The 24,203-nt window shown below is 72.2% G+C and carries 12 protein-coding genes; 5 read left to right on the forward strand and 7 right to left on the reverse strand.

Features of this window, described 5'->3' with window-relative positions; genetic code table 11:
- Positions 1-18: 18 nt before the first annotated feature.
- Together ABZ434_RS28040 and ABZ434_RS28045 are read right to left on the reverse strand one after the other, a co-directional pair.
- Positions 19-411, reverse strand: coding sequence for a DUF5959 family protein (locus tag ABZ434_RS28040; protein ID WP_359142414.1), 393 nt, complete (start codon positions 409-411; stop codon positions 19-21).
- A gap of 15 nt (positions 412-426) precedes the next feature.
- Positions 427-10,125 (reverse strand): polymorphic toxin-type HINT domain-containing protein, encoded by a 9,699-nt coding sequence (locus ABZ434_RS28045; protein ID WP_359142416.1) that lies wholly within the window; start codon positions 10,123-10,125, stop codon positions 427-429.
- Between the two features lie 201 nt (positions 10,126-10,326).
- Between ABZ434_RS28045 and ABZ434_RS28050 the strand changes: the two genes are divergently transcribed.
- The 3 genes from ABZ434_RS28050 (at position 10,327) to ABZ434_RS28060 (ending at position 15,968) form a co-directional block, all read left to right on the forward strand.
- The gene (locus ABZ434_RS28050) at positions 10,327-12,300 is read left to right on the forward strand and encodes a tachylectin-related carbohydrate-binding protein (RefSeq protein ID WP_359142418.1); all 1,974 of its coding nucleotides are present in this window, start codon (positions 10,327-10,329) and stop codon (positions 12,298-12,300) included.
- 157 nt (positions 12,301-12,457) lie between these two features.
- Positions 12,458-14,971, forward strand: coding sequence for a YfhO family protein (locus ABZ434_RS28055; protein ID WP_359142420.1), 2,514 nt, complete (start codon positions 12,458-12,460; stop codon positions 14,969-14,971).
- A 70-nt stretch (positions 14,972-15,041) separates the two neighbouring features.
- Entirely contained in the window at positions 15,042-15,968 is a 927-nt protein-coding gene (locus ABZ434_RS28060; protein WP_359142422.1) for a class I SAM-dependent methyltransferase, read from the forward strand.
- A gap of 7 nt (positions 15,969-15,975) precedes the next feature.
- Here ABZ434_RS28060 and ABZ434_RS28065 read toward each other — a convergent pair whose 3' ends face one another.
- Entirely contained in the window at positions 15,976-16,623 is a 648-nt protein-coding gene (locus ABZ434_RS28065; protein ID WP_359142424.1) for a TetR/AcrR family transcriptional regulator C-terminal domain-containing protein, read from the reverse strand.
- A 60-nt stretch (positions 16,624-16,683) separates the two neighbouring features.
- Between ABZ434_RS28065 and ABZ434_RS28070 the strand changes: the two genes are divergently transcribed.
- Positions 16,684-18,117 (forward strand): FAD-dependent monooxygenase, encoded by a 1,434-nt coding sequence (locus ABZ434_RS28070; protein WP_359142426.1) that lies wholly within the window; start codon positions 16,684-16,686, stop codon positions 18,115-18,117.
- A 15-nt stretch (positions 18,118-18,132) separates the two neighbouring features.
- Here ABZ434_RS28070 and leuE read toward each other — a convergent pair whose 3' ends face one another.
- Together leuE and ABZ434_RS28080 are read right to left on the reverse strand one after the other, a co-directional pair.
- Positions 18,133-18,801, reverse strand: coding sequence for a leucine efflux protein LeuE (gene leuE / locus ABZ434_RS28075; protein ID WP_359142428.1), 669 nt, complete (start codon positions 18,799-18,801; stop codon positions 18,133-18,135).
- 357 nt (positions 18,802-19,158) lie between these two features.
- A complete protein-coding gene (locus tag ABZ434_RS28080) occupies positions 19,159-20,739 on the reverse strand; it encodes a methylmalonyl-CoA mutase family protein (RefSeq protein ID WP_359142430.1) in 1,581 nt (526 codons plus the stop codon).
- Positions 20,740-20,964: 225 nt separating this feature from the next.
- Between ABZ434_RS28080 and ABZ434_RS28085 the strand changes: the two genes are divergently transcribed.
- On the forward strand, positions 20,965-21,882 hold the full coding sequence (locus ABZ434_RS28085) for a L,D-transpeptidase family protein (RefSeq protein ID WP_359142432.1): 918 nt from the start codon (positions 20,965-20,967) through the stop codon (positions 21,880-21,882).
- A 228-nt stretch (positions 21,883-22,110) separates the two neighbouring features.
- Here ABZ434_RS28085 and ABZ434_RS28090 read toward each other — a convergent pair whose 3' ends face one another.
- Together ABZ434_RS28090 and ABZ434_RS28095 are read right to left on the reverse strand one after the other, a co-directional pair.
- Entirely contained in the window at positions 22,111-23,265 is a 1,155-nt protein-coding gene (locus tag ABZ434_RS28090; RefSeq protein ID WP_359142434.1) for a hypothetical protein, read from the reverse strand.
- Positions 23,265-24,098, reverse strand: coding sequence for an RNA polymerase sigma factor (locus tag ABZ434_RS28095; RefSeq protein ID WP_359142436.1), 834 nt, complete (start codon positions 24,096-24,098; stop codon positions 23,265-23,267). The genes ABZ434_RS28090 and ABZ434_RS28095 overlap by 1 nt, the downstream gene beginning before the upstream one ends.
- Positions 24,099-24,203 lie beyond the last annotated feature (105 nt).

The raw sequence follows: 24,203 nt of genomic DNA on the forward strand, positions 1-24,203 counted from the left end.
ACCCGTGCCGGACGGCCGTCACAGCCCGCCGGCGAAACGGCGGACGCGCTCCTGATGGTCGGCGATCCAGCCCTCTTCGAGGGCGATCGGGATGCGGACGATCACCATGGAGATCGATTCGTCCTCCACCACGACCTCGGGACAGTCCCGCTCGCCTTCCAGCTGGACGCTCACCGTGGGTCCGCGGTCGGGTTGCATCCACGTGACGTCCTCGCCCAGGGCGAGTCGTTCCAGCGCCCGGTCCCACGCCTCCAGCTTGGCGCGGGACAGTACGAGGAGGGTGCTGCCCTTGACGAACAGGCTGGTGACTGCGATCTCCGCCTCCCAGAACGCGGAGTCGATCGCCGACAGCACCGTGATCCTGACCTCGTTCTCGTCGTCGGTCAGTCGTACCAGTTCGAAGGGGAGCACGTCCTTCGACACCTTTCAGTCGACGAGGAATTGAGCAGCGGTGGACCAGCCGTTGTCGTCGTAGGCGTGGATGTCCACTCTGAAGGGGACGTTCGACCCTTCCAGGTACCGTGGCGTCGCCTGGAAGAGCACGGTGTTGCCCTTGGCCACATGGGCGGCTATCGAGTCACCGAACGTCGCCATGGCCCCATTGTCCACCTTGGAGTTGGTGCGGACGATGTTCGCCTCGACCTTGCCGTCACCGCCCAGGGACTGCGGGAGGAGATGCCCCCTCGTATGGCCGGGGGAGTTCTTCACGAAGCCGGGGGGCAGGATCCTGCGGCCGGCCTTGGTCCCCTTGGTGAAGCCCGGGGAGACGATGGCCGTCACTCCCGTGCGGCGCCCACCGGGAAGCACCTTGCCGTAGTCGACGTCACCGCAGTTGTGCACCAGGACCGGAGTGGCGCCCGCTGCCACGAAGTACGTGTGCGCCCGGGCGACGCTCAGGTTGTAGACCGCCGCCTGCTGTGTCCAGGCGCGGACCGCCGCCACCTGGACGCGGGTGCCCGAGCCGGTCTCCAGCCACTGGCCCGGCTTCAGTTCCCCGGCGGTGAGCCACTTGCGCGCGGACGGGACCCAGAACGGGTGGCCGGCGGTCGCGGTCAGGGTGTCGGTGGCGTCGCCCTTGTCACCGTCCGTGTCGATGGTGACCCGGACCAGCTTCTTCAGGCCCTTGCCCTTGACCGTGGCCGTGACCTCCTGCGTGGATGTCCTGCCGGTGGTGGGGTCGGTGGCCCGGACCTCGTCGCCGGGTTCGACCTGTTCGATCGGCTGCCGGCTGCCGTCGGCCATCACCACTTCGGTGCCGGGCACGAAGCTGTTGCCCACCAGGTCGGAGGCGAGCTGGACGCATTCGACCGCCGACTCGACCCGGTCGAGAGTGTCGTCGGCCTTCTTGGCGGCCTTCGCGATGTCGTCCGCGTACTTCGCGGCCTTCGTCGCCATCCGGCCCGCCTTGGCGGCCCGGACCGCGCCCGCGCCGACCCCGCCGAGGGCCACGCCCGCGACCGTCGCGACGGCCCAGGCGCAGGCCTCCATGTCACCGGTGGTGACGCAGTCCCTGATGTCGTTGAAGCCGGTGACATCGCCGACGACGTCACCGACCGTCTTGACGCCCTCCCACACCGCGCCCCAGTCGACGGAGTCGCGGACCGTCTCGACGACGGCCCCGACCTGTTCGACCACGGCCTCGCGAATCGCGTCCGTCGCCTTCGCCACGTCCGCGATCACGTCGCGGGCCGCGCCGACAAGGATCGCCGGCAGGTTGGGATCGGCCGTCACGATCGCCTTGGCCACCGCCATGAGCGGCCGGGCCGCGGCCACGATGTCGGGGATCGGGTTGTGCTTGGCGACGAACGCGGCCGCCTCCCGCGCCTTGCGGCTGACCGCGGCCCGGGTCTCGTGGTAGATCCTGCGGGCCTCGGCCGCCTTCTCCCGGGCCCATTGGGTGGCCCCGGTACTGCGTCCGACGCTCTTCGCGATCCGCACGCCGGCGTCGACGATCGTCTTGAGCCCGGACTTGCGGTAGACGTAGCTCGCCACCTTGCCCGCGTAGCTGAGGGCCTTCTTCAGTGCGGACACCGGGTGGCGGACGGTGTAGACGACCGCCTTGGCGATGTTCTTGGCGGTCTTGACGGCGGCACGGACGTACTTGTTCTTCTTGATCTTGTTGTACGCCTTCTTGCACCAGCCGCAGCTGGGCCAGTGGCCGTCCGGGTCCGTGTAGTCCATCGGGGATCCCGCCCCGTAGGTGTACCGGTTCGCGAGGATCGAGGCTCCGGAGGCGTACGAGTAGGAGTCACGGGAGTCGAAGGCACCGGTGCCCGGGTCGTACCAGCGTGCCCCCATGTTCACCTGCTCGGTGTCGGGGTCGGTCCAGTCGCCCTGGTAGCCGGCGTTGCCCGCCGTGCCCGGCTGCGCCTCGCTCGCCGCGGACGGCTGCCCGAACGGGTCGAACGCCGTGGATCCGGTGAGCGCGGTGGCCGCCCCGTCCGTCGCCGACAGGTCCCCGACCACGTCGCCGTGCTTGTCCGTCACCGTCAGCTGCGCGGCCCCCGTGCCCTCGGCGACGGACAGCAGTTCGTCCGAAGCGCCTCTGCCGTAGGTGGAGTTGTTGTCCTGGACCGGGTCGGGGGCCAGGCCCGCGTAGCTGAAGTCGGCCCCGTTGCGGGAAGCCACCCGGTCCAGCGAGTCGTAGGTGTACTCGGTCCCCGACTCCCCCGCCTTCGTCAGCCGGTCGAAGGCGTCGAAGGTGAAGTCCTCCGTCATGCCGGAGCTGGTGCGACTGGCCAGGGTGCCGCGCGCCGTGTGGTCGTAGGTGTAGTCCCCGTCGGACAGCAGCCGGTTGCGTTCGTCGAAGGAAGCGGCCTTGTCCCCGTTCCTGACGCGGTTGCCGCTCTTGTCCCAGGCGTACGCGGTGGTGGCGCCGTTCTCCGTCCAGGAGGTGAGGCGTCCCGCGTCGTCGTACCCGTAGGCGTTGTCACCGGCCCCGGCGGTTCCGGTGGTCTTCTTGGAGGTGAGGTGGTCGTCGGAGTCGTACCCGTAGTCGGTCGCCGCGATCGTGGCGCCGCCGCTGCTCGTGACCGTGTCCGCGTCGATCCGGCCCAGGTCGTCGTAGGCGAAGGTGCGCGACTGGCCGGCGGCGTAGTCGATCTGCTCGACGGAGCCCGCCCCGTCGTAGCGGTAGGTCTGGGCGGCGCCGGTGAGCGGGTCGGTGGCGGAGGTCAGCTGTCCGCGGGCGTAGCCGAAGTTCGCCGTTCCCGCCGCGTCGGTGCGGGAGGTGAGCAGACCGTCCGCGTCGTACGTGTACGTCGCGTCGCCGGACGGCCCCTTCGCCTCGGTCAGCGAGCCGCGGTCGTTGTACGCGTAGGTGTTGTCGCCCTCGGGGGACGACGCCCGGGTCAGCCGCCCCGCCAGGTCGTAGCCGAAGTCCTTCTCCGCGGTGGCGGCCTCGGCGCCGCTGCCGGTCTCACGGACGAGCAGGCCGGCCCGGTCGTAGCCGCGTTCGCGCACGACGCCGCCGGGCGCCGTGAGCCTGACCGCCTGGCCCGCGGTGTCGTACGCGGTGGTCCAGGTGCGGTCCTGCGGGGCGGGGTCGCGGCTGGTCTCCGGTTCGACGACGGACTCGGGCAGGCCGAGGGTGTTGACCGTGTAGAGGGTCCGGTTGCCGCGGCCGTCGGTGTAGCGGGTGCGGTTGCCCACCGCGTCGTATCCGAAGGAGGTGGTGATCGACTCGGTGGCGGAGACCGGTTCGGTCTGTCCGGTGAGTCTGCCGAGCGGGTCGTACGCGTAGTGCGTGGTGCGGCCCAGCGGGTCGGTGGAGGTGGTGAGGTTGCCGGCCGTGTCGTAGCCGTAGTCGACCGCGCGCAGGGGGCTGTTGTCGGCGTCCAGGTCGGAGTCGCGGACCAGTTGACCGAAGGCGTCGAAGAGCTTGGCCGAGGTCCGGCCCATGCCGTCGGTGCTGCGGACCTCGCGGCCGCTCATGTCGTAGCCGAACTGGGTGACCACGCCGCCCGGGTCGGTCGCCCGGGTGAGCTGACCCAGGGCGTCGTAGCCGTACAGGCTGACGCCGCCGCCGGGTTCGGTCTGCCTGACCACGTTGCCCGCGTCGTCGTACTCGCTGCGGGAGGTGAACGCGGCGGGCAGCGGCTCGCGTTCGATGCGGGTGGTCGTGACGGGCCGGTCGAGGTCGTCGTAGGTGCTCTCGGCGCGGGCGCCGTTCGGGTCGGTGACCGAGAGGAGTTCACCGGTCCGGGTGTAGGTGTACGACCACCGGGCGTGCTCGTCGTCCTCGCCGACGGGAACGTCCTTGGTGGTGAGCCGGTTCTGCCGGTCGTAGCCGAACGCGGAGACCCGGCCGAGCGCGTCCGTCTCGGTGACCACGTTGCCCAGCGCGTCGTAGCTCCGGGAGGTCGTCGGGGTGACGGTCGTGGTGGCGCCGGGTGCCCGGTAGGCGGGCGCGGTCGCGGTGAGGGCGCGGCCCAGCCGGTCGTAGGTGGTGCGGTTGGTGTTGCCGAGCGCGTCGACGGATTCGGTGACCGCGCCGAAGGTGTCGTAGCCGGTGTAGGTGGTGGGGCGGGAGCTGACGGGGGCGGCGCCGCCGGACTCGGTCGCCACGGGGGGCGAGGTCGCCGACAGCGGCCGGCCGACCTCGTCGTAGGCGTAGTCGGTGCGGTTGCCCGCCGGGTCCGTGCGGGAGGTGACGAGGCCGCGCTGGTCGTACCCGTAGACCGTGGCGCGGCTCTCCGCGCCGTTCTGGACGATCTCCTGCTCGGCGTTGCCCGCGTTGTCGTAGACGTACCGGACGGTCTCGGGGGTGGCGCTCGTGGGCCACGGCACGTTGGACGGGGCCCCGTTGGACGTGGTGGTCTCCACGTTGCCCGCGAGGTCGTAGCTGTACGTGGTGCGGCGGGCGAGTCCGGCCGGATCGGTGACCTCGGACCTGGTGCGGCCGACGGCGTCGTAGGTGTAGTCGGTGACGAGCTCGCCGTTGTTCGCCTTCTCGGTCAGGACGTTGCCGGCGCCGTCGTAGGTGGTGGACTCGATGACGAGGTCGCGCCGGGTGCCGTCGGGGTTGTGGAAGCCCTTGAGCGTGAGGGACTTGAGCAGGTCGTCGCCGTAGTACTCGTAGACGAGGTCGCGTCCCATGGCGTCGGTGTTGCGGACGACGCGGCCGCCCATGTCGTAGGCGTAGGACTGCACCACGGTGTAGTCGGGGTCCCCGCCGTCGTCGTCCCAGTCGCGCATCCGGGTCTCTGCCATCATGTTGCGCGCCGTGTACACGTAGTCGAAGTGGTTGCCGTTGGCGTCGACCATCGAGGTCTTGTTGCCGAGGGAGTCGTAGCCGTACGTGGTCTCGCTGCCCTCGGCGTCCGTCACCTTCTCCGGCCGTCCGTAGGCGTCGTGCTCGAAGGTCATCACGCGTGAGGCGTCGCCCCCGAGCACGTCGGTGACCTCGGTGCGCACGGTGTTGCCGTCGGCGTCGTAGCCGGTGACGGTCCGCTGCTGGTGCCGGGAGAGGGTGACGACGTTGGTGGCGGCCGGTTCGGTGGTGGAGACGAGCCGGGACAGCTTGTCGTAGGCGAGGGTGACGGTGGCGCCGTCGGGCTGGGCGTCCGAGACGGCGGTCTCGGTGAGTCTGCGGCCCAGCGCGTCGTAGGTGAACTTCGTGACGAGGCCGGAGGGTTCGGTCACCTGGGCGAGATCGCCGCTGGTGAAGTACAGGTAGCGGGTGACCTTGCCGCGCGGGTCGGTGGAGGTCAGCGGGAGCCCGGTGGGGGTGTTGCCGCCGTTGACGGCCGGCTCGGCGCCGGTGGTGTACGTGTTCTTGACGGTGCCGCCGTCGGCTGCCGTCTGCAGGGTGAGCAGCCCTCGGGAGTCGTACTGGTACTGGGTGCGGAAGCGGGTGTCGGTGGGACCCGAGGACCGGCCGTCGAGGGTCTGCGAGGGCTGGTCGGCGCGCAGGTCGATGTCGCCGGCGGGGGCCGGATAGGTGGTGTACGTGGTCTGGCAGTCGTCCTTGGCCCGGCAGGTGGTCCGGGTGGTGACGTTGCCCCGGTCGTCGTATCCGAGGGTGACGCGGTCGCCGTTCTCGCTGGTGATGCCGGTCTGGAAGCCCCTGTCGTCGTAGCCGAAGAGGCGGATGGCCACACCGTCGGCGGGGTGCCGGACGAAGTCCGGTTCACCGCCCCCGTCGCCGGGCGGGTTGGTGCAGAACGCCGGGTCGCCCGGGTCGGGCTCGGTGCAGACCTCCTGCGGCGGGTCGGTGTCCGAGGGGCTCGGCGAGGGGCCGGAGTCGCGGGCGCCGAGCGCCATCGGCTCGCCGTAGCGCAGCATCCGGGAGGTCAGCCCGTCGTACTCGTAGAAGTACGGGGAGTCCACCGGGTCGTGGACCTCGACGGTGCGCCGCAGGTCGGTGTCGTCGCCGAAGACCGCGGGGGCGCCGATCTTCCAGGTGCCGCCGTTGCGGTCGGTGTACTCCTGGACGCGGTCGCGGGCGGTGTCGTACGCGACCTCGGAGGCGATGCGGCCGGAGGGCAGCGTCGTCCGGGTCAGCACGTCCGCGGTCCGGGTGCCCTCGCGGTAGTGGGCGGCGACGGCCGTGGCGCCCAGCGGGTGGTGGTAGACGGCGACGTCGTCGAGGGTGCCGGCGAAGGAGCGGGCCGCGGCGGCGCCCCAGCCGGGCCAGGAGGCCGGGGAGGTGGCGTGTGCGGCGCCTATCTGGTTGTAGGTCAGGTCGCCGGCGGCGAGCTGCTTCCCGGTGAGGGTGCCGGAGAGCTTCCCGTCCAGGTAGAGGCTCTGTGTGGAGCCCGAGGCGGAGAGCACGGCGTGGTGCCACTTGCCGTCGTTGACGTTCTTGGTGATGTCGGTGACCGGTGCGACGGTCCCGGTCCAGAACTGGCCGCGCAGCTTGCCGTCGTTGCCGACGTAGAGGGCGGGCACGCCGGTGCCGGGGGCGGTGCCCCAGGCCTTGTCCTGGTAGCCGAGGAGCGGACCGCCGACGCCGGAGGCCGGCGTCTTGAACCACACCTCGACGGCCGCGTCGCGGCTCTTCTTGAGCGTTCCGGTGGGCAGTACGACGCGGGAGGTGCTGCCGTTGAAACCGGCCGCGGTCCCCGGGTCGCCGGGGATCGCGCCGGCCGCACCGAGGGTGACGTCGGTGGAGACGCCGCGGTCCTTGGCGAGGTTGGCCTCGACGGCGCTGTCGGCCGCCGTGCCCTCGGCCTCACCCAGCTTCCAGTAGGACTCGGGGTGGGAGTCGAGCACGGTGGTGCCGTAGTGGCTGCCTGCCCCGTACGCGTACCGGGTGCAGCCGCCCGTCGGGTCGCAGACCTTGTCGAGCAGATCCCCGGTGTAGGTGTACGACCAGGTGAGCGGGGCGCCGGCGACCGGGTTCGTCGAGACGGCGGTGACGTGGGCGCCGGTCCAGGTGAAGGTCAGCGAGCGGCCGCTGCGGGGGTGCGCGGCGCTCTGGATCTTCCCGCCGGACCAGGTGTGGGCGACCACGTTGGACGAGGCGTCCGTGATCTTCGCGAGCATCCCGCCGGTGCTGAAGTCGTAGCTGGTGCCGGACTTGTCCTGGAGCCGGTACGTGGAGGTCGTGGGGTCGAGGGTGAGCTTGGCGTAGCGGCCGGGCGGCGGGGCGAAGGTGCCGTCCGGGTTCCTGCCGAAGCGGACGTCCTGGCCGTCGGGGTAGCGGATGACGACGTTGCCGCTGCCGTCGTCGTCGGGGGTGAGCCGCATGTCGTACCGGGTCGACCAGCCCGCGCCGAACGCCAGGTCGCGGCGGGGGTCGAGGCTGTTGTACGTGCGGACCAGGGTCAGGTCGGGCCCGGTCGTGGTCAGGGACGCGTCGATCGCGGAGGAGGTGAAGTTGCCGACGTTCGGGTCGAACTCCTTGCCCGGCGCTTCGGACAGCCGTGAGGTGATCTCGGGTTGCGGCACGGCCGCGACCAGTGCGGTCTGCGCGGTGGGGACCTCGTTGGACGCGTCCTTGACGAAGCCGCGCCACAGGTAGGTGACGCCCCACTTCAGCCGGCCGGCCGGGACGGGGTAGGCGGACGACGTCTGGTAGGCGGAGGTGGTGCAGCCGGTCGGCTTGCCGTCCTTGTCCGCCTCGCAGATCTCGTACTTGTACTGGAGGGCCGAGCCGGGCGGTGCGTCGATGTCGACCCCGGCGGCCCAGAGCTGCGGGGTGAGGGTCTGGGCCTGGTAGCCGTTGGGCGGGAACTGCTCCTTGACCACCGGGGCGATGTCGAAGACCTGGAGGGTGAGCCGGCCGGGCGGCACCTGTTCGTCGGTGAAGACCTTGCCGCCGGTGCGGACCATGGTGAAGTCGAGCAGGTAGGTGCCCGGGGGCAGCGCCTTGACGGTCGCGTCGAGCACGGTCCTCGCGCCGTGGGCGACGTTGCCGCCGAGGTTGGCAGCCCGCTGCTGGGTGACGAGCTTGCCCTTGCCGTTGTAGGCGCGGTACGCGAGGTAGTAGGTGCCGGGTGTCCAGGTCTCGGCGCCCGTGTTCGTCACCGCGACCTTGACCTTGCCCGCCTGGTTCTGGAGCACGGGCGGGTCGGGGACGGGTTTGGGGAAGGCGTACGAGGCGCTGTACGGGGAGTGCGTGACGTACAGCTTCGGCGGGTTCGCGGTGGCGTGGCCGGTGAGCTTCTTGAAGGAGAGCGTGTCGGTGGCGGAGGCCCGCAGCGACAGGCCGTAGTTGGCCTGGGTGCCGTCGGCCCAGCGCTGGACCAGGTCGCGGCCGCCCTTGCCGAGGTCGAAGAGCTCCCCGGCCGCCGGGCAGTTGGACTTCGAGGCGCCGAAGGCGACGTGCCCGTACGCGAACGACCTGGTGGCGAGCGCCCCGGCGACCGACGGCCCCGGGTAGGCGGTGGTGGTGCCCGCGGTCCAGGACTGGGTCACCGGGTGGACGGAGACCGGCCGCGCCGCGCAGGAGGCGGAGTCGAAGTTCACGATCTGGAGCTGCGCCCCGAAGATCCGGTGGTTGCGCAGCCGCTCGTCGAGGCCGGGGAAGCCGAGGTAGGAGTAGGTCGCGCCCGACGGGCCGCGGCCGACCTGGAGTTCGTCGGCGCCGACCACGGAGGGGCCGCCGTCCCTGACGTACATGGAGGTGGCGGCGGCGCCGGTGTCGACGGACGGGTCGACGCGGACGGGAAAGGCCCGGTCCGGGGCGGAGAGCCAGCCGCGGTCGGCGTTCACCTTGAGGGCCGGGTGGCCGTCGCGGTCGACGAGGGTGTAGCGGACCGCGTACGAGGTGACTCCGCGGGCGTCCGTCATGAATCCGGCCGGGATGACGGCTTCGGTACGGCCCTCGGAGCCCGTGAGCACGACGGCGCCGTCCCGGACGGTGGCGTCGAGGCCGTCGAGGGCGAGCGGGAAGACGAACTCGGCGGGGGCGGCCGCGGAGTGCAGGACGAGGGTCTCCTTGACCCCGCCGGCCTGCGAGTCCAGCCACAGATCGGTGTCGGGCAGGACCTTCTCGTAGCCGACCCTGGCGCCGTCCGCGCTTCCCGGTACGGGCGCGGCGCCGCTCAGTCCGTAGGAGAGCGACGCTCCGGACGGGAGGGTGAGGGCGGCGAGCCGCGGGGAGTCGGCGCGTGCGGCCAGGGCAAGGCCGACGGAGTCGGCGGTGTTGGTCCACCCGGTGCCCGCGCCGTTCGCGCGGGCGGTTCCGGCAGTGTTCTCGCGCCCGGCCAGCCGGGAGTCGATCGGACGCCAGTCGCCGTCAGCGTCACGGTAGTTGAGGGGCGTGGTGGAGATCTCGGTGGTGCGGGTGCCGTCCTGGTTGGCGTAGGTGCGGCTGCGGGCATCCCGCTCGGAGACGAGTTCCCTGCTGGTCGCGCGGTCGAACCCGGTGGTCCGCGCGGCGGGCGGTGCGGTGACCTCGGCGACGTTGTACCGGGCCGCAGGCCGGGCCGGCTGCGGGGCCGTGAGCGGGTACTTGGCGCGCGTCGACACCGGCGCGTCGGTGTTGCCCGGCCCGCCCGCGGCATGGTCGCGCCCTTCGGCGCTCCCCCACTGCTGGCCGGGCCCCTCAGCGGCCCCGGGCCTGTCCGGGAACAGCGGGAATCCGGCGCCCGCCAGGGCCAGTGAGCCGACGGCCAGCGTCATGGCGACGGCCAGGCCGACACCCGCGCCCCAGATCCCGCGTACCGCGCGAAGCATCAGCAGACGTCGCGCGATTCTTCGGTACGCGGGCACGGCTCCCCCAAGTGCGTGATGGATCGGACCTGTTGATGTTGGAGAGCGTGAGGGAGGCGTGTCGACGGAAGCACCGACTGTTCATGTACCCGTCAATTGCGGTCAGGTCTTCTTCACCCGGCCGCTACCGCCCCGTTCACCGCCGCTCGCCTAGCGTCCGACTTCATGACTTCTCACACCACGCGACGTACGGCCCGTTGGGCCGCCGTCGCGACCGCCGCCCTCACCGCGTTCCCGCTGCTCGTGGCCCTGCCCGGCACCGCACAGGCGGCGGACTCCGCCACCTGCACGGCCACGGGCCCCGTCTACGCACTGGACTCCGCCGGCAAGCTGCTGCGGTACGACATGCCGACCCCGGTCAGCGGCGGCAACCTCGCCTCCCCCAGCACGATCGACACGGGCTGGACCGGATACGGCCGGATGCTGGCCGGGCAGGGCGCGCGCTTCTACGGCATCAAGGCGGACGGCCTCTATCTGAGCCACCGGGTCAGCGCGACCGGCGTCTGGGACATCCACCACAAGAAGATCAGCCCCAACTTCGGCTGGCTGACCAAGGCCGCGGACCGCGACCAGGTCACGATCGACCGGGGTGACCGGATCTGGGTGCTGGACAACGAGGGCGCGCTGCGCACGTACAAGTACGACGTGGCCGCCGAGTCCTTCACCGCCGACAGCGGGAAGATCATCGACCAGGACTGGCAGCGCTACGACCTGATCGTCGCCGCCGATTCCGGCGTGGTCTACGGCCGTTCGGCGACCGACGGCAAGCTCTACCGGTCGCGCTACGACTTCACCAGCCAGCGCTGGATCGAGCGGCACGTCGTGGAGAGCCTCGCCGACTGGCGCCAGTACAGCAGGGGGATCACCTCGATCGGTGGGGACACCCTGGTCGGCGTGAACGCGGCGGGCGTCGCCGACTACTACCGCTTCGACGAGAACATCCGCGACTTCCCGGTCTACAACAAGACCGTCGGCAACGCGGGCTGGCAGAACTACTCCAATGTGTCGGGGGCCCCGGACGCCTGCCGCATCACGACGAACCACACCCCGGCGTCCCCCGCGGCGCCGCTGGAGAACTTCACCCCGGCCGCGGTGACCCAGTCCGCCACCGGATCGCTGGAGTTCGCGTACACGGACAACATCGGCCGTCTGGTGCACGGCCGGATGGCCGACGCCTCGGACTTCAACGGCGTGCAGTGGACCACCGTCTCAGGCAACGAGGCCTTCACGGGGCGCCCCACCCTCACCGGGCACGCCGACGGCCGCGTCGTCCTCACCGCGCAGAACACCTCCGGCAGCGTCTGGCAGCGCAACCAGACCGCCAAGGCCTCCGCGGACTGGAGCGACTGGATCGACCTGGCCGGCGCCATGGCCCACCACCCGGTCACCGCGAAGACCCCGGACGGGCTGATCGCGCAGTTCGCCGTCGACGGCGCCGGCAAGCCCTGGTACCGCATCCAGCAGCGGGCCAACGTGGACTTCATGGGCTGGATGCCCCTCAGCGGCGCCGGGCTCTCCGGCACCCTCCAGGCGGTCACCGTGCGCGACGGCGTCCGGCTCTTCGCCACGACCACCGCGGGGACGCTGACCACGGCCACGTTCTCCGCCGACGGGTCCCTCACCGCCTGGACCGGGCTCGGCGCGCAGAACGTCAGCGGGACGCCCTCGGTCGTCGTCTACCCCGGCTATCGCATCCGGGTGTTCGCCAACGACGGCCAGGGCCACATCGTCACCGCGGCCCAGTCCGCCGAGAACGGCGCCTACGGCACCTGGGACGCCGTCGCCGGGCTGACCGCCGACGGGGAGCCCTCCGCCGTCATCTCGCCCCTGACCGGCCTCACCGAGATAGCCGCACGCGGCGCCGACGGCTACATCCACAACACCGGGGAGACGACCCAGGGCAGCGGCGTCTGGCGCGCCTGGCAGCAGGCGTCCTTCGAGGCAGCCGCCACCGTGCCGACCGCCTTCACCTACACCAACGCCGCCGGCCCGACCTGGGCCTACACCTTCCGTACCGCCGACAACCAGACCCGCGTCTACCAGGTCCAGCAGAGCTTCGCCGCGCGCGCGGCCGTGAACACGGTTGGCACCGCACCGGCGTTCGAGGACCGGGCGCTGCCCGAGCCGTCCGGCAGCTGATCCGAGCACGGGGCGGGGCCGCGGCATCGGCTCCGCCCCCGTACCGGCGCGGTGCGCGACCGGCCGGGGACGGCTGTGTGAAGCCCGGCCGTCCATTGGGTGAACCGGCCGTCTCCGCCCGTGATTTCACGATGTTCGATGACATATTCGACTCATCATGAGAACTCCGTCGATGCTCCGATCGCCGCGCGGCCGGGGTGCCGCGCTGGCCGCCCTGCTCACCGTCGCGATCGTCTGCGCCGGGGACGCGGTGGCCCGCAGCTACCCCTTCGGCCCGCACACCCGCAGCGTGAACGACCTGGGCAACCAGTTCGTCCCGTTCCACACCAGGCTGTGGGACCTGCTGCACGGGCAGGCGGACGGCGGGCTGCTGCTGAACTGGCAGTCCGGCTTCGGCAGCAGCTTCCTCCCGGACTTCGGTACGTACCTGAGCAGCCCGTTCGCCCTGCTGGTCGCGGTCTTCCCGCGGGACCGGATCGATCTGGCGGTATACGCGGTCACGCTGGTGAAGACCGGGGTGGCCGCGGCGGCCATGACCTGGCTGCTCACCGCCCTGCGCAGGGGGCGCGGCCGGGAGTGGCTGGCAGCCGTGCTCGGCGCCTCGTACGCGCTGTGCGGCTGGTCGGTGGTCGAGGCCGTGTACAACCCGATGTGGCTGGACGGGCTGATCGCCTTCCCGCTGCTGTGCCTGGCCGGTGAGTGGGCGCGCACCGGGCGGCGTCCGGTGCTGGGGACGCTTCTGGTGACGCTCGCCTGGGTGTCGAACTTCTACACCGCGTACATGGCCACGCTCGGGGCGGCCCTGGTGCTGGTGGTGCGACTGCTGCTGGAGGACGGGACGTCGCGGGAACGGGTCCGGGGCCTGGTGCGAGCGGTTCGGACGGTGCTGATCGGCATCGGGCTGGCCGCGCCGGTCCTGGTGCCGGTGTACCTCGGCACGCGGCACGCCTACCCGGGGTGGAACCGGGCGTTCGCCCCGGCCGCCTGGCCCGATGTCGCCGCCCGGCTGCTGCCCGCCACGTACAGCTTCTTCAGTCCGGCGCTGTTCCTGGGGACCGGATCCCTGCTGCTGGCCTGCGCGCTCGCCTTCCACCGTGCCGTGCCGCGCGCCGACCGGTTCGTGTGGCCGGGGCTGGTGGCCGCGGTCGCGCTGTCGTTGCAGTGGGGGCCGACCCATCTGCTGTGGCATGCCTTCGCCACTCCCAACGGCAGCCCGTACCGGCAGACGTTCGTGCTGTCCGGGCTCGTGGTCATCGCCGCCTGGACGGCCGTCGCCACCGCCTGGCCGGACCGGCGGACCCTGCTCGGCGGGGGCGGGGTGCTCGTGCTGATCGCGGCCGGGGCCGCGTCCAGCTCCCTGGTCACCGGGTGGACGTATCCGCTGTTCGCGGCGGGCCTGGTGGCCGTGACCGGGGCGCTGGTCCTGGCCCGCAGCGGCAGGTTCGCCGTGCTCGCGGCGCTGCTGCTGGTCGGGGCGCAGGCCGGTCAGGCCGCCGCGACGACCGCGTACGCGGACCGCCAGCGGCTGAACCGGCTCGACGACTACGCCCCCTGGGGCGAGCGACAGGAGCTCCAGAGGGACGCCGTCGCCGGAGCGGACGGCTGGCCGGACTACCGCACCGACCCCGGCCTGGAGCAGTCCACCGCCAACGACCCGCTACTGGTGGGCGGACAGGGCGGCGCGTACTACAGCAGCCACACCCCCGACGTGCTGACCCGCACGTTCCTCGCGCTGGGCGCCGGCTGGACCTCGAACGGCCGCGCCCTGCACAGCCTGGACAATCCGGTGACCGACGCGGTGTTCTCGGTCGGTGCCCGGGTCCATGTGCCGCGCGATCCGCACCAGGGCTGGAACCGCCCCGACGACCGGCAGGTAACGGTCACCCGGCAGGACGTGCCGCCGCTGGTGACGGTGCGGCCGGCGGACGGCGCCGGTGCACGGCTGGGCCGCTCGCCGTTCCGCAACCAGGAGAAGCTGCTGGGCGCGTCCGTGTACACGGTGCCCGTGACCGGCCTGCGCGCCGCGGACGGCACGGCGGCCCCGGACGAGGGGGCGTACGACTACCGGGTGCGGCCCGGTGCGTACACGCTGAGCGCGAGCTGTCCCGCGGGCAGCGAGACATATCTGTGGGCCCCCGACCTCTTCGGCCGGGCGCAGCTCGGGCCCTCCGGCGAACAGGTCGATTTCCGGGGGAAGTTGCCTGGACGGCGGGCCGGGATGCGGATGCTGGGCGCGGGCGGCGGGCAGCTCGAGGTGTCGCTGCGGGTGGCCCGGCCCGGCACCGTTCCGCACGAGGCCCTCGGGTGCCTGGACCGGGGGCGCCTGGCCGACGCCGTGTCCGGCCTGCAGCGGACCGGCGCGACGCACGTCGATGTCACCGGCGACGGCGTGCGGGCCGAACTGCCGCCGCGCACCGAAGGGATGGCGGTGCTGGCCGCACCCCGGATCGCGGGCTGGAGCTGCGAGGGCCGTCCGGCCGACTCGTATCTCGGCCTGGTCGCCGTGCCGGTGAGCGGCGGGAGGACGACGGTGGACTGCACGTTCCGGCCGCCGGGGCTGCGGGCCGGGGCCTTCGCCGGGGCGGGGGCGCTGGCGGCGCTGCTGGCGACGGTCCTGATCCCCTGGACGCTGACGCGGGTGCGGCGGCGGACGGCGCGGCCGCCCGCGTAGCCGCGACGACACCGAGACTTCATCTGCGCGTGGTGGGAGGTGCCCGCTCCGCGCGCGTACGTTCCGTCCCATGCCCTCCCTCCTGAACAACCGTCTGACGAAACGCGCCCTGCGCCCCGCCATCACCCTGGTCGACCGCCGCATCCGGCAGCGGGCGGAACGTGCCGCCGAACCGCTGCGGAGCGAACTCGCCGCACTGCGGCGGGACACCGAGGAGATGCGTCGGGGCCAGTACGCCCTGGGCCTGCTGCTCGACGGCACGGGGCGGGGCGCGCACCGGATTCCGCCCGCCCGGGAGATCGACGAACTGGTCCGTCAGATCAGCGTGTTGAGCGGAGACGGGGCACAGGCCCGGCGCAGTGTCGTCTCCGCCTACCGGACCGTGGTGGCACTGGAGGCGCTCGGCGTGGGCCGGCTGGCCGGCTCCACGTCCAATGTGTGCGGAAAGCTGGCGACGGTTCCGCTGCTCGCCCCGCCGAACGGAAGCATCCTCGAGATCGGGACGCTGTACGGGCTGTTCGCCGCGGCGCTGACCCGGATGGTGCACCGTGCGGGCATCGAGCCCGACCTGACGATCGTCGACCCGCTGGCGGGGTCCCAGCTCCAGCCGGGCACCTCCGAGCCCGCCGACCCCACGGGGACGCCTGTGCGCGGGGACGTCGTCCGGGCCAACCTGGCGCTGACCGGCAGCGGTTCGACGCACCACCCCCGCATCCGGCAGGGGTTCTCCTCCGATCCGGAAGTGCGTGCCGAGGTCGCCGACCGGAAGTACGGGGTGATCGTCGTGGACGGGGACCACTCGATGGAGGGGGTGGCCGCCGACCTGGAGTGGGTCGAGGACATCGCGGCCCCGGGCGGCGTCGTGGTGCTGGACGACTACGGCGACGTGTCCTGGCCGGGGGTCCAGGAGGCCCTGGACAAGCACCTGGCCGGCGGCTCCTCGCGCCTGCGGCTGCTGGGACGGGTCTCGACGTCGGCGTACCTGCGGGCGGAGTGACGCCGCCTCACGCCCCCTTCCCGTAACGCACCTCGATGCCCGCGACGATCAGCCGCAGGCCGTCCTCGAAGCGTTCGTCGTAGTGGGCGAAGATCTCCGCGCCGGCCGCCGCGGCCAGTGGGTAGCGGGCCATGCGCTCCGCCCGTTCGCCGATGTCGAAGCCCTCGCGCTGCTGGTCCGGCATCGGGCGGACGCCCTGTTCCTCGCTGACGAAACCCATCGTGTAGGAGTACGCGGTGGTGCCCGCCCGGACGGCCTGCCACAGCTCGAAGCCCGCGTCGACCATGGTCCGCAGATGACTTTCGAGCCCGTCGGCGTGGTCGGTGCCGGTGAATCTCGCGCCGCTGTAGACCTTGGCGCCGTCGCGGTAGCGCAGCAGCGCGGTCCGCAGTCCGCTGTTGTACGCGACGAGCTGGTCCTGCCAGCGCTCCGGGGTCGGGCCCGGGAGCCCCTCGTCGAGCATCCTGCGGTACATGACCGTGGCCATCTCGTCGAGCAGCGCCTGCTTGTCCTTGAAATGCCAGTAGAGGGCGGGCGCCTTGACGTCCAGCTCCCTGGCGATGGCGCGCAGGCTGAGCCCGTCCAGGCCCACCTCGTTCAGCAGCCGCAGTGCCGTGTCGGCCACTCGGGACCGGTCGATCTTCGTCGTACCCACCACGACAAGTTAACAGCCCCTCCTTGACAACTTAACAGCGTTAAGTACACACTCCGGAACATGGAACTTAACAGCGTTAAGGGAAATGTCGGAGAGACCTCGGTCCTCATCGTCGGCGCGGGTCCCTGCGGCCTCGTCCTGGCCTGCGACCTCGCTCGTCGCGGCGTCCCCGCACTCCTCGTCGAGCAGGCCCCCACGCTCTTCCCGGGCTCGCGCGGCAAGGGCATCCAGCCCCGCACCCGGGAGGTCCTCGACGACCTCGGCGCCGGCGACGCGGTCCGCGAGCACGGCGGCCCGGCGCCGGTCGGGATGGTCTGGCAGGGCGGTGAGCGGATGGGCGAGCACCGCATGTTCCGGGTCGCGGCGCCGACGGACGCGGAGCCCTACGGGGAGCCGTGGATGATGCCGCAGTGGCGCACCCAGGAGATCCTGCTGGCCCGGCTGCGCGAACTGGGCGGCGACGTGGCGTTCTCGACCGCGCTCACCGGCCTCGCCCAGGACGCCGACGGGGTCACCGCACAGCTGTCCACCGGCCCCGTCCGCGCCTCCTACGTGGTCGCGGCCGACGGCGGGCGCTCCACCGTGCGGCGGGCCCTGGGCATCGCGATGACCGGGGAGACGGTCGACCCGGCGCCGATGCTGGTGGCGGACGTCCGGGTCGCCGAGGACGCGCTCGACCGGCTCAACTGGCACATGATGAACACCGACGCGGGGTTCATCACGCTCTGCCCGCTGCCCGGCACCGCGGACTTCCAGCTGGTCGCCCAGTTCAAGGAGGGCGTACCGGACACCTCCCCGGAGGGCGTACGGGCCGTCGTCGCCGAGCGCACCCACCTGGAGGCGCGGGACGTCACCGAGGTGCGCTGGGCATCCGACTTCCGCCCGCGCGCCGCGCTCGCCGACCGGTTCCGCCTCGGGCGGGTCTTCCTCGCCGGGGACGCCGCCCACGTCCACTCCCCCGCGGGCGGCCAGGGGCTCAACACCAGCGTCCAGGACGCGTACAACCTGGGCTGGAAGCTCGGCCAGGTGCTGGGCCACGGGGCACCGGCGGCCCTGCTCGACAGTTACGAGGTGGAGCGTCGCCCGATCGCCGCCGAGGTGCTCGGCCTGTCCACCCGGATCCACCGCGGTGAGCAGGAGCGGGGCGCGGCCGCCCAGCAACTGGGCCTCGGCTACCGCGAGGGGCCGCTGTCTGCGGGCCGGGCGGGCGCCCTGGAAGCCGGCGACCGGGCACCCGACGGCCCCTCGGGCGACCGGCGGCTGTTCGACGTCTTCCGGGGCCCGCACTTCACGCTGCTGGCGGTCGGCACCGACGCGGAGCTGCCGGAGTTCGCGGGGCCGGCCGTACGGGTGCACCGCATGGACGCCTACGAGGCATACGGCAAGGGGCTGTTCCTCGTCCGGCCGGACGGGTACGTCGGCTGGGCGGGCGAGGACACGGCGGGGCTGGCGGAGTACGTCGCGCCGCTGGGCCTCGGCCTGAGGGCCGGCTGAGAGCGCCGGCCCGGGTCAGACGCTGCTGAACGAGAGCTTCGCCGCGAAGCCGAGGAACAGCAGGCCGGCCGCCGACGTGGCTCCCGCCGAGAGCCGCCTGCGGCGGCGGAAGGCGGCGGACAGCCGGGTACCACCGAATATCAGTGCCGACAGGTACAGGAAGCTCGCGATCTGGAGCAGGGTGCCCAGCAGCAGGAAGGAGAGCGCCGGGTAGGCGTACCCCGGGTCGACGAACTGCACGAAGAACGAGATCAGGAACAGGATCGCCTTCGGGTTGAACAGGCTGACCACCAACGCCCGGCGGTACGGCCGCTCCATGGCCGCCGACGCCCCGGCCCCGTCCGCCGCCTCGCCAGTGATCTCGGCCACTCTCCGGTGCCGCTCGCGCCACATCGACACCGCGGTCCGCAGCATCCCGATCGCCATCCAGGTCAGATAGCCCGCGCCGGCGTACTTCACCACGGCGAAGAGCACGGGCGTCGTCTGCAGCAGGGACGAGGCCCCGAGCGCGGACAGGGTCATCAGCACGGTGTCCCCGGTCCAGACGCCGGCCGCGGCCACATAACCGGTCCGTACGCCGCGCCGGGCGGCGACGGACAGCACGTACAGCGAATTCGGCCCCGGCAGCAGAACGATCAGCACGAGGCCGGCGAGATAGGTCGGAAGGTCGGTGACACCCAGCATGGAACGGAGTCTCGCACGGAGGTACGACGCTCAGGACGCGGGGGCGCCGGTGCGATCGGGGCCGCCCGTCGGTCGCCGCCGCCGTGTGCCGTCGGGCAAGCGGCCCGACGAGAGCTCCATCGCCCGGCCTCGGCGTCTCATCCCACCAGGTTCGCGATGGGGTACGACGGGTCCCGGCCGGGTCAGCGGCCGGACACCGCCGTGCAGCGGCGCATGAGGACGAAGCCCAGGCCCGCCGCGCCCACCGCTGCCGCCCCGCCGACGGCGATCAGCACCGGGCTGTCCGCCTACCTCACCTCACGACTGACGTCGCGGGGCGGCGCATCGATGCCCCGTGCCCTACCCGGGCCCTTCGTCTCAGAACGCGTCCGTCGGCACGTACGCCCCCCACACCTCCCGGAGCTCGTTGCACACCTCGCCCACCGTCGCGCGCGCCCGCAGCGCGTCCTTCATCGGGTAGAGCACGTTGTCCGTGCCCTCCGCCGCCCTGCGCAGGGCGGCGAGCGCCGTGTCCACCGCTCCCTGGTCGCGTTCGGCGCGGAGCTTCGCCAGCCGGGCCGCCTGCTGGGCCTCGATCGCCGGGTCGACGCGGAGCGGCTCGTACGGCTCCTCCTCGTCGAGCTGGAAGCGGTTGACGCCGACGACGACCCGTTCGGCGCTGTCCGTCTCCAGGGCGACGCGGTAGGCGCTGCGCTCGATCTCGTCCTTCTGGAAGCCGCGCTCGATCGCGTGGACGGCGCCGCCCATGTCCTCGATCCTGAGCATCAGTTCCACGGCCGCGGCCTCGACGTCGTCGGTCATCCTCTCGACGACGTAACTGCCGGCGAACGGGTCGACGGTGGCCGTCACGTCCGTCTCGTACGCGAGGACCTGCTGGGTGCGCAGCGCGAGGCGGGCGGACTTGTCGGTGGGGAGGGCGATCGCCTCGTCGAAGGAGTTGGTGTGCAGGGACTGCGTGCCGCCCAGGACCGCGGCCAGGCCCTGCACCGCGACGCGCACCAGGTTGACCTCGGGCTGCTGGGCGGTGAGCTGGACGCCGGCGGTCTGGGTGTGGAAGCGGAGCATCAGCGACTTGGGGTTCGTGGCGCCGAACTCCTCCTTCATCACCTTCGCCCAGATCCGGCGGGCGGCGCGGAACTTGGCGACCTCCTCCAGGATCGTCGTGCGCGAGACGAAGAAGAAGGAGAGCCGCGGGGCGAAGTCGTCGACGTCCATGCCGGCCGCTACGGCGGTACGGACGTACTCGATGCCGTCCGCGAGCGTGAAGGCGATCTCCTGCGCGGGCGAGGCCCCGGCCTCCGCCATGTGGTAGCCGGAGATCGAGATGGTGTTCCACTTCGGGATCTCGGCCCGGCAGTACTTGAAGATGTCGGCGGTCAGCCGCAGGGAGGGCGCCGGAGGAAAGATGTACGTGCCCCGGGCGATGTACTCCTTGAGCACGTCGTTCTGGATGGTGCCCGTGAGCTGCCGCGCCGGGACGCCCTGTTCCTCCGCGACCAGCTGGTAGAGGAGCAGCAGGAGGGAGGCGGGGGCGTTGATCGTCATGGAGGTGGAGACCTGGCCCAGCGGGATGCCGTCGAACAGCACACGCATGTCGTCGAGCGAGTCGATCGCCACCCCGACCTTGCCGACCTCTCCGGACGCGATCTCCGCGTCGGAGTCGTGGCCCATCTGGGTGGGCAGGTCGAAGGCGACGGACAGGCCCGTCGTGCCGTTGGCGATGAGCTGCTTGTAGCGGGCGTTGGACTCGGTGGCCGTGCCGAAGCCGGCGTACTGGCGCATCGTCCACGGGCGTCCGGTGTACATCGACGGATACACGCCGCGCGTGAAGGGGTAGGCGCCCGGCTCGCCGAGCTTCTCGGCGGGGTCCCATCCGTCGAGCGTGTCCGGCCCGTAGACCGGCTCGATCGGCAGTCCCGATTCCGACTCACGCGTCATCTGCTGTGCCTCCCGCTGAAGCTTCGTTGGTAACCACTGGCTCTCGCGACGGACTGCGGCGGCGGGCCCGCAGCCGTAGGAGGGGGCCGGGCCGGGGCCTTGCTCACAGCCCCGATGCCTGACATCCTCCGGTCCTCGATGCCGCTTCCCCATCATGCGCAGGATTCGGCAACCGGGCAGAGCGGGAATCCGTCCCATGAGATACCGCAGATTCAGGGGGCCGAGATGATACGCAGCAGGACCGGGCGCGGCCACGCGCCCAGAGGCGGCCGGGGAGCCGGCACGGCCTCCGCCGTCGCCGTACTGGCACTGGTCGCCGTGACCGCAGGATGCAAGGCGGAGCCCGCAGGCGGCGAGTCGGCCGCTCCGTCGTCGCCGGCGAGCAGCGCGCCGGCCGACGACGCCAAGCCCGGCACGGACACGACGCAGTCGGCGACGCCGTCCCCCGGCACGAAGCCCAGCTCGACGCCGAAGGCCACACCGAAGGCCGAGCCGTCGGCCGACCCGCAGGCCAAGGTGCTGATGGCGAGCGGCTCACAGGGCAAGCAGGTGCGCGAGCTGCAGGCCCGGCTGCGTCAGATCGGTCACTTCGACCGCAGCCCCACGGGCTACTACGGCTCCGTCACGGTCACCGCCGTGCAGTCGTTCCAGGGCAAGCGCGGGCTGTCCCGCACGGGGAAGGCGGACACGCTCACCTGGCAGAAGCTGCTCGGCATGACGCGCACGCCGACGGCCGCGGAGCTGACCCCGCCGACCACCCGTCCGGCCGCGAAGCCGGACAAGCGCTGCATGACGGGCCGGGTGATCTGCATCAGCAAGAACAGCCGGTCGCTGTCCTGGATGATCGACGGCAAGGTCGTCTCGTCGATGGACGTACGGTTCGGCTCGCAGTACACGCCGACCCGTGAAGGCACCTTCTCCGTCTACTGGAAGTCCCGGCACCACGTGTCGTCGATTTACCACACGGCCATGCCGTACGCGATGTTCTTCAGCGGCGGCCAGGCGGTGCACTACTCGTCGGACTTCGCGGCCCGCGGCTACAACGGCGCCTCGCACGGCTGCGTCAACGTCCGGGACGAGGGAAAGATCGCCTCGCTGTTCGCCCAGGTCCGCAACGGCGACAAGGTCGTCATCTACAAGTGAGGTCCTGGATGAGGGGCGCGGGCGGGACCGGGGGAACGTGTCCCGCCCGCGCCAGTGCGCCGAGCCGTAGGTACGGGGGGAACCCCGGCTCCGGGCGCTGCCGATGACCAGTCGGCTCACTCAGTACTGCGCCACCAGGCCGAAAAACGTCACACCCGGTGGTGGCCGGCGGCGCGAAGGGCCGATCGGGAGGGTGCGGAGCCTGCGCCGGAAGGCATGCGCGGACCGTCAGCGCGCCGCGAGCGAGGGCGACGTGGAGGACGCGGACCGGGAGGCCGGGGCTCCGGCGGTGGTCGAGGGGGTCGGGGAAGCGGTGGAGAACCCGATCGACGGCAGGGTGCCCGAGCCGCCCGAGGAGCCGTTGTTGCCGGACGGTTCGTCGTCACCCTCGCCGCTCTGGCCGTCGCCCTTCTTCCCTCCGGCCTGGTCGAGCACCCGGTCACAGAACCGGTCGAGGTTGCGGGCCCCCTTGGCCAGCGCTTCGAGACGGCTCCTGCGCTCGTCGTCGAGCGTGCCGTCGCGGTAGTCGCGGCAGGCCTTCAAGGTCTTGGCGTACCAGGTGGACGTCTCGTCGCCGGACGTCCCGTCACCGTCCTGACCGCCCGGCTTCTTCGTCTCGCCGGAGCCGTCCGCCGGCTTGTCCTCGGCACCGCCGGCCCGGTCGTCGCCGGTGTCGTCCTTGCCGTCGGCCGCGCGGTCCTCATCAGCGGTGCGGCCGCCCTCGTCGGGGCGGTCGCTCTCCGGCCCGCCGTCCCGGCCGGTGCCGGACGTGTCCGGCGACGCGGAGTGGTCACCCGGGGCGCCGGGCGGCGGGGCGGACGTCTCGTCGTCGGTGGCGAGGTCGGAGCCCAGCTCCTCGGGGGACGCGGCGGCCGACACCGAGGTGGCCGGTGTCGGCGCGTGCCGGCTGAAGGGGCCGGGCAGCATCCCGGTCCCGGCGGCCACGGCCACTCCGCCGATCGCGCAGCAGGCGAGGGAGGCGACCAGACCGAAGCGGATGGGCCGGCTCCAGCGCATGGGCCGGGGGCCGCGGGAACCCGCGGCCCCCGGCGCCGCACCGGAACCGGCCGGGCGTATGTGCACGGGAGCGAGCATCCCGGACTCGGCGGACCCGTCCGCGCCCGCGGTACGGGCGGCACGCACCGGGTCCGCCGGTACGGATAGGGCAGCGGGGCGGCGGGCGATGCGGAAGGCGGCCAGTGCCGCGGCCTCGCCGGGCAGTTCTCCGGCGGCGGGGCGGGCGGTGCGGGCCGCGGCGTCCAGGGCGGCCGAGAGCATTTCGGCCTCGTGCCGGGACCGGCCGTCGGAAGGGTCGACCGGTTCGCGGCGGAGCATTTTCTCCGCCGCTTCCTTGTCAAGCCATTCGTGCTGCTCGTCGGCCATCACATGTCCTTCTGCGTCCACAGACGCGAATGCGTCACACCGGCGGGCGCCACCAGGCCGGTGCGGGAGGGGCGTTGCGCGGGGACGGCGCCGAGCTCCACCGTCCGGCCCGCCCCGTTGTTCCGCGGGGCCTGCGCCGGGGACTGGTCACCGGCCGGCCCTCTGGGCGGGCCGACTCCACCGGCCGGCGCCTCGCCGCCCGGACGGCTCCCTTCCGCGGAGCCGGCCGACGTCAGCCCTCCTTCGCCGCCCGGGTTCCCGGCACCGTCCGCGCGGCCGGCGTCGTCCGCCCGCAGCAGCTCGGCGAGCCGCTTCAGCCCGCGGTGCGCGGCGGTCCGGACGGCGCCGGGCCGCTTGCCCAGCGTCTGCGCCGCGCTCTTGGCGTCGAGACCGACCACCACCCGCAGCACCACGGCCTCGGCCTGGTCCTGCGGCAGCTGGGCGATGAGCGACATGGTGCGGCCGGTGGCCAGCGCCTCGATCGCCTCGTCGGCCGTGTCGGACCCGGCCGGTTTCTCGGTCAGTTCGGTCTCGTCGCCGCCGGTGGCGGGCCGCCTGCCGCGCATCCGCAGATGATCCAGGGCACGGTTGCGCGCTATCCGCGCCGCCCAGCCCCGGAACCGGTCGGCGTCACCGCTGAACCGGTCGAGGTCCCTGGCTATCTGCAGCCACGCCTCGGACGCCACGTCCTCGGCGTCCGGCTCCCCCACGAGCGTTCGTATGTAGCCCAGCAGCCGCGGCTGCACAGCGCGGTACACAGTACGGAAGGCGTCCTCGTCCCCGTCCTGCGCCGCGAGCACCGCGGCAGTAAGCCCCGCGTCGTCCCCCAGCACTCCCTCAACCTGCCCTGCTGTCCTGAATCGCAGCTGGTCACCACTGCCGCGCCACCCTGCGCGACTCAGCACGCTACGTGCTCGGCGGGCATCACGTCCATGACT

The sequence above is a fragment of the Streptomyces sp. NPDC005761 genome (assembly GCF_040630635.1).
Taxonomy (GTDB): Bacteria; Actinomycetota; Actinomycetes; order Streptomycetales; family Streptomycetaceae; genus Streptomyces.

Excerpts from the sequence above, each read along its gene's own strand:
- ABZ434_RS28045 (WP_359142416.1), bottom strand. The coding sequence starts at position 10,125 with ATGCTTCGCGCGGTACGCGGGATCTGGGGCGCGGGTGTCGGCCTGGCC.
- ABZ434_RS28050 (WP_359142418.1), top strand. The coding sequence starts at position 10,327 with ATGACTTCTCACACCACGCGACGTACGGCCCGTTGGGCCGCCGTCGCG.
- ABZ434_RS28055 (WP_359142420.1), top strand. The coding sequence starts at position 12,458 with ATGAGAACTCCGTCGATGCTCCGATCGCCGCGCGGCCGGGGTGCCGCG.
- ABZ434_RS28060 (WP_359142422.1), top strand. The coding sequence starts at position 15,042 with ATGCCCTCCCTCCTGAACAACCGTCTGACGAAACGCGCCCTGCGCCCC.
- ABZ434_RS28070 (WP_359142426.1), top strand. The coding sequence starts at position 16,684 with ATGGAACTTAACAGCGTTAAGGGAAATGTCGGAGAGACCTCGGTCCTC.
- leuE (WP_359142428.1), bottom strand. The coding sequence starts at position 18,801 with ATGCTGGGTGTCACCGACCTTCCGACCTATCTCGCCGGCCTCGTGCTG.
- ABZ434_RS28080 (WP_359142430.1), bottom strand. The coding sequence starts at position 20,739 with ATGACGCGTGAGTCGGAATCGGGACTGCCGATCGAGCCGGTCTACGGG.
- ABZ434_RS28085 (WP_359142432.1), top strand. The coding sequence starts at position 20,965 with ATGATACGCAGCAGGACCGGGCGCGGCCACGCGCCCAGAGGCGGCCGG.
- ABZ434_RS28090 (WP_359142434.1), bottom strand. The coding sequence starts at position 23,265 with ATGGCCGACGAGCAGCACGAATGGCTTGACAAGGAAGCGGCGGAGAAA.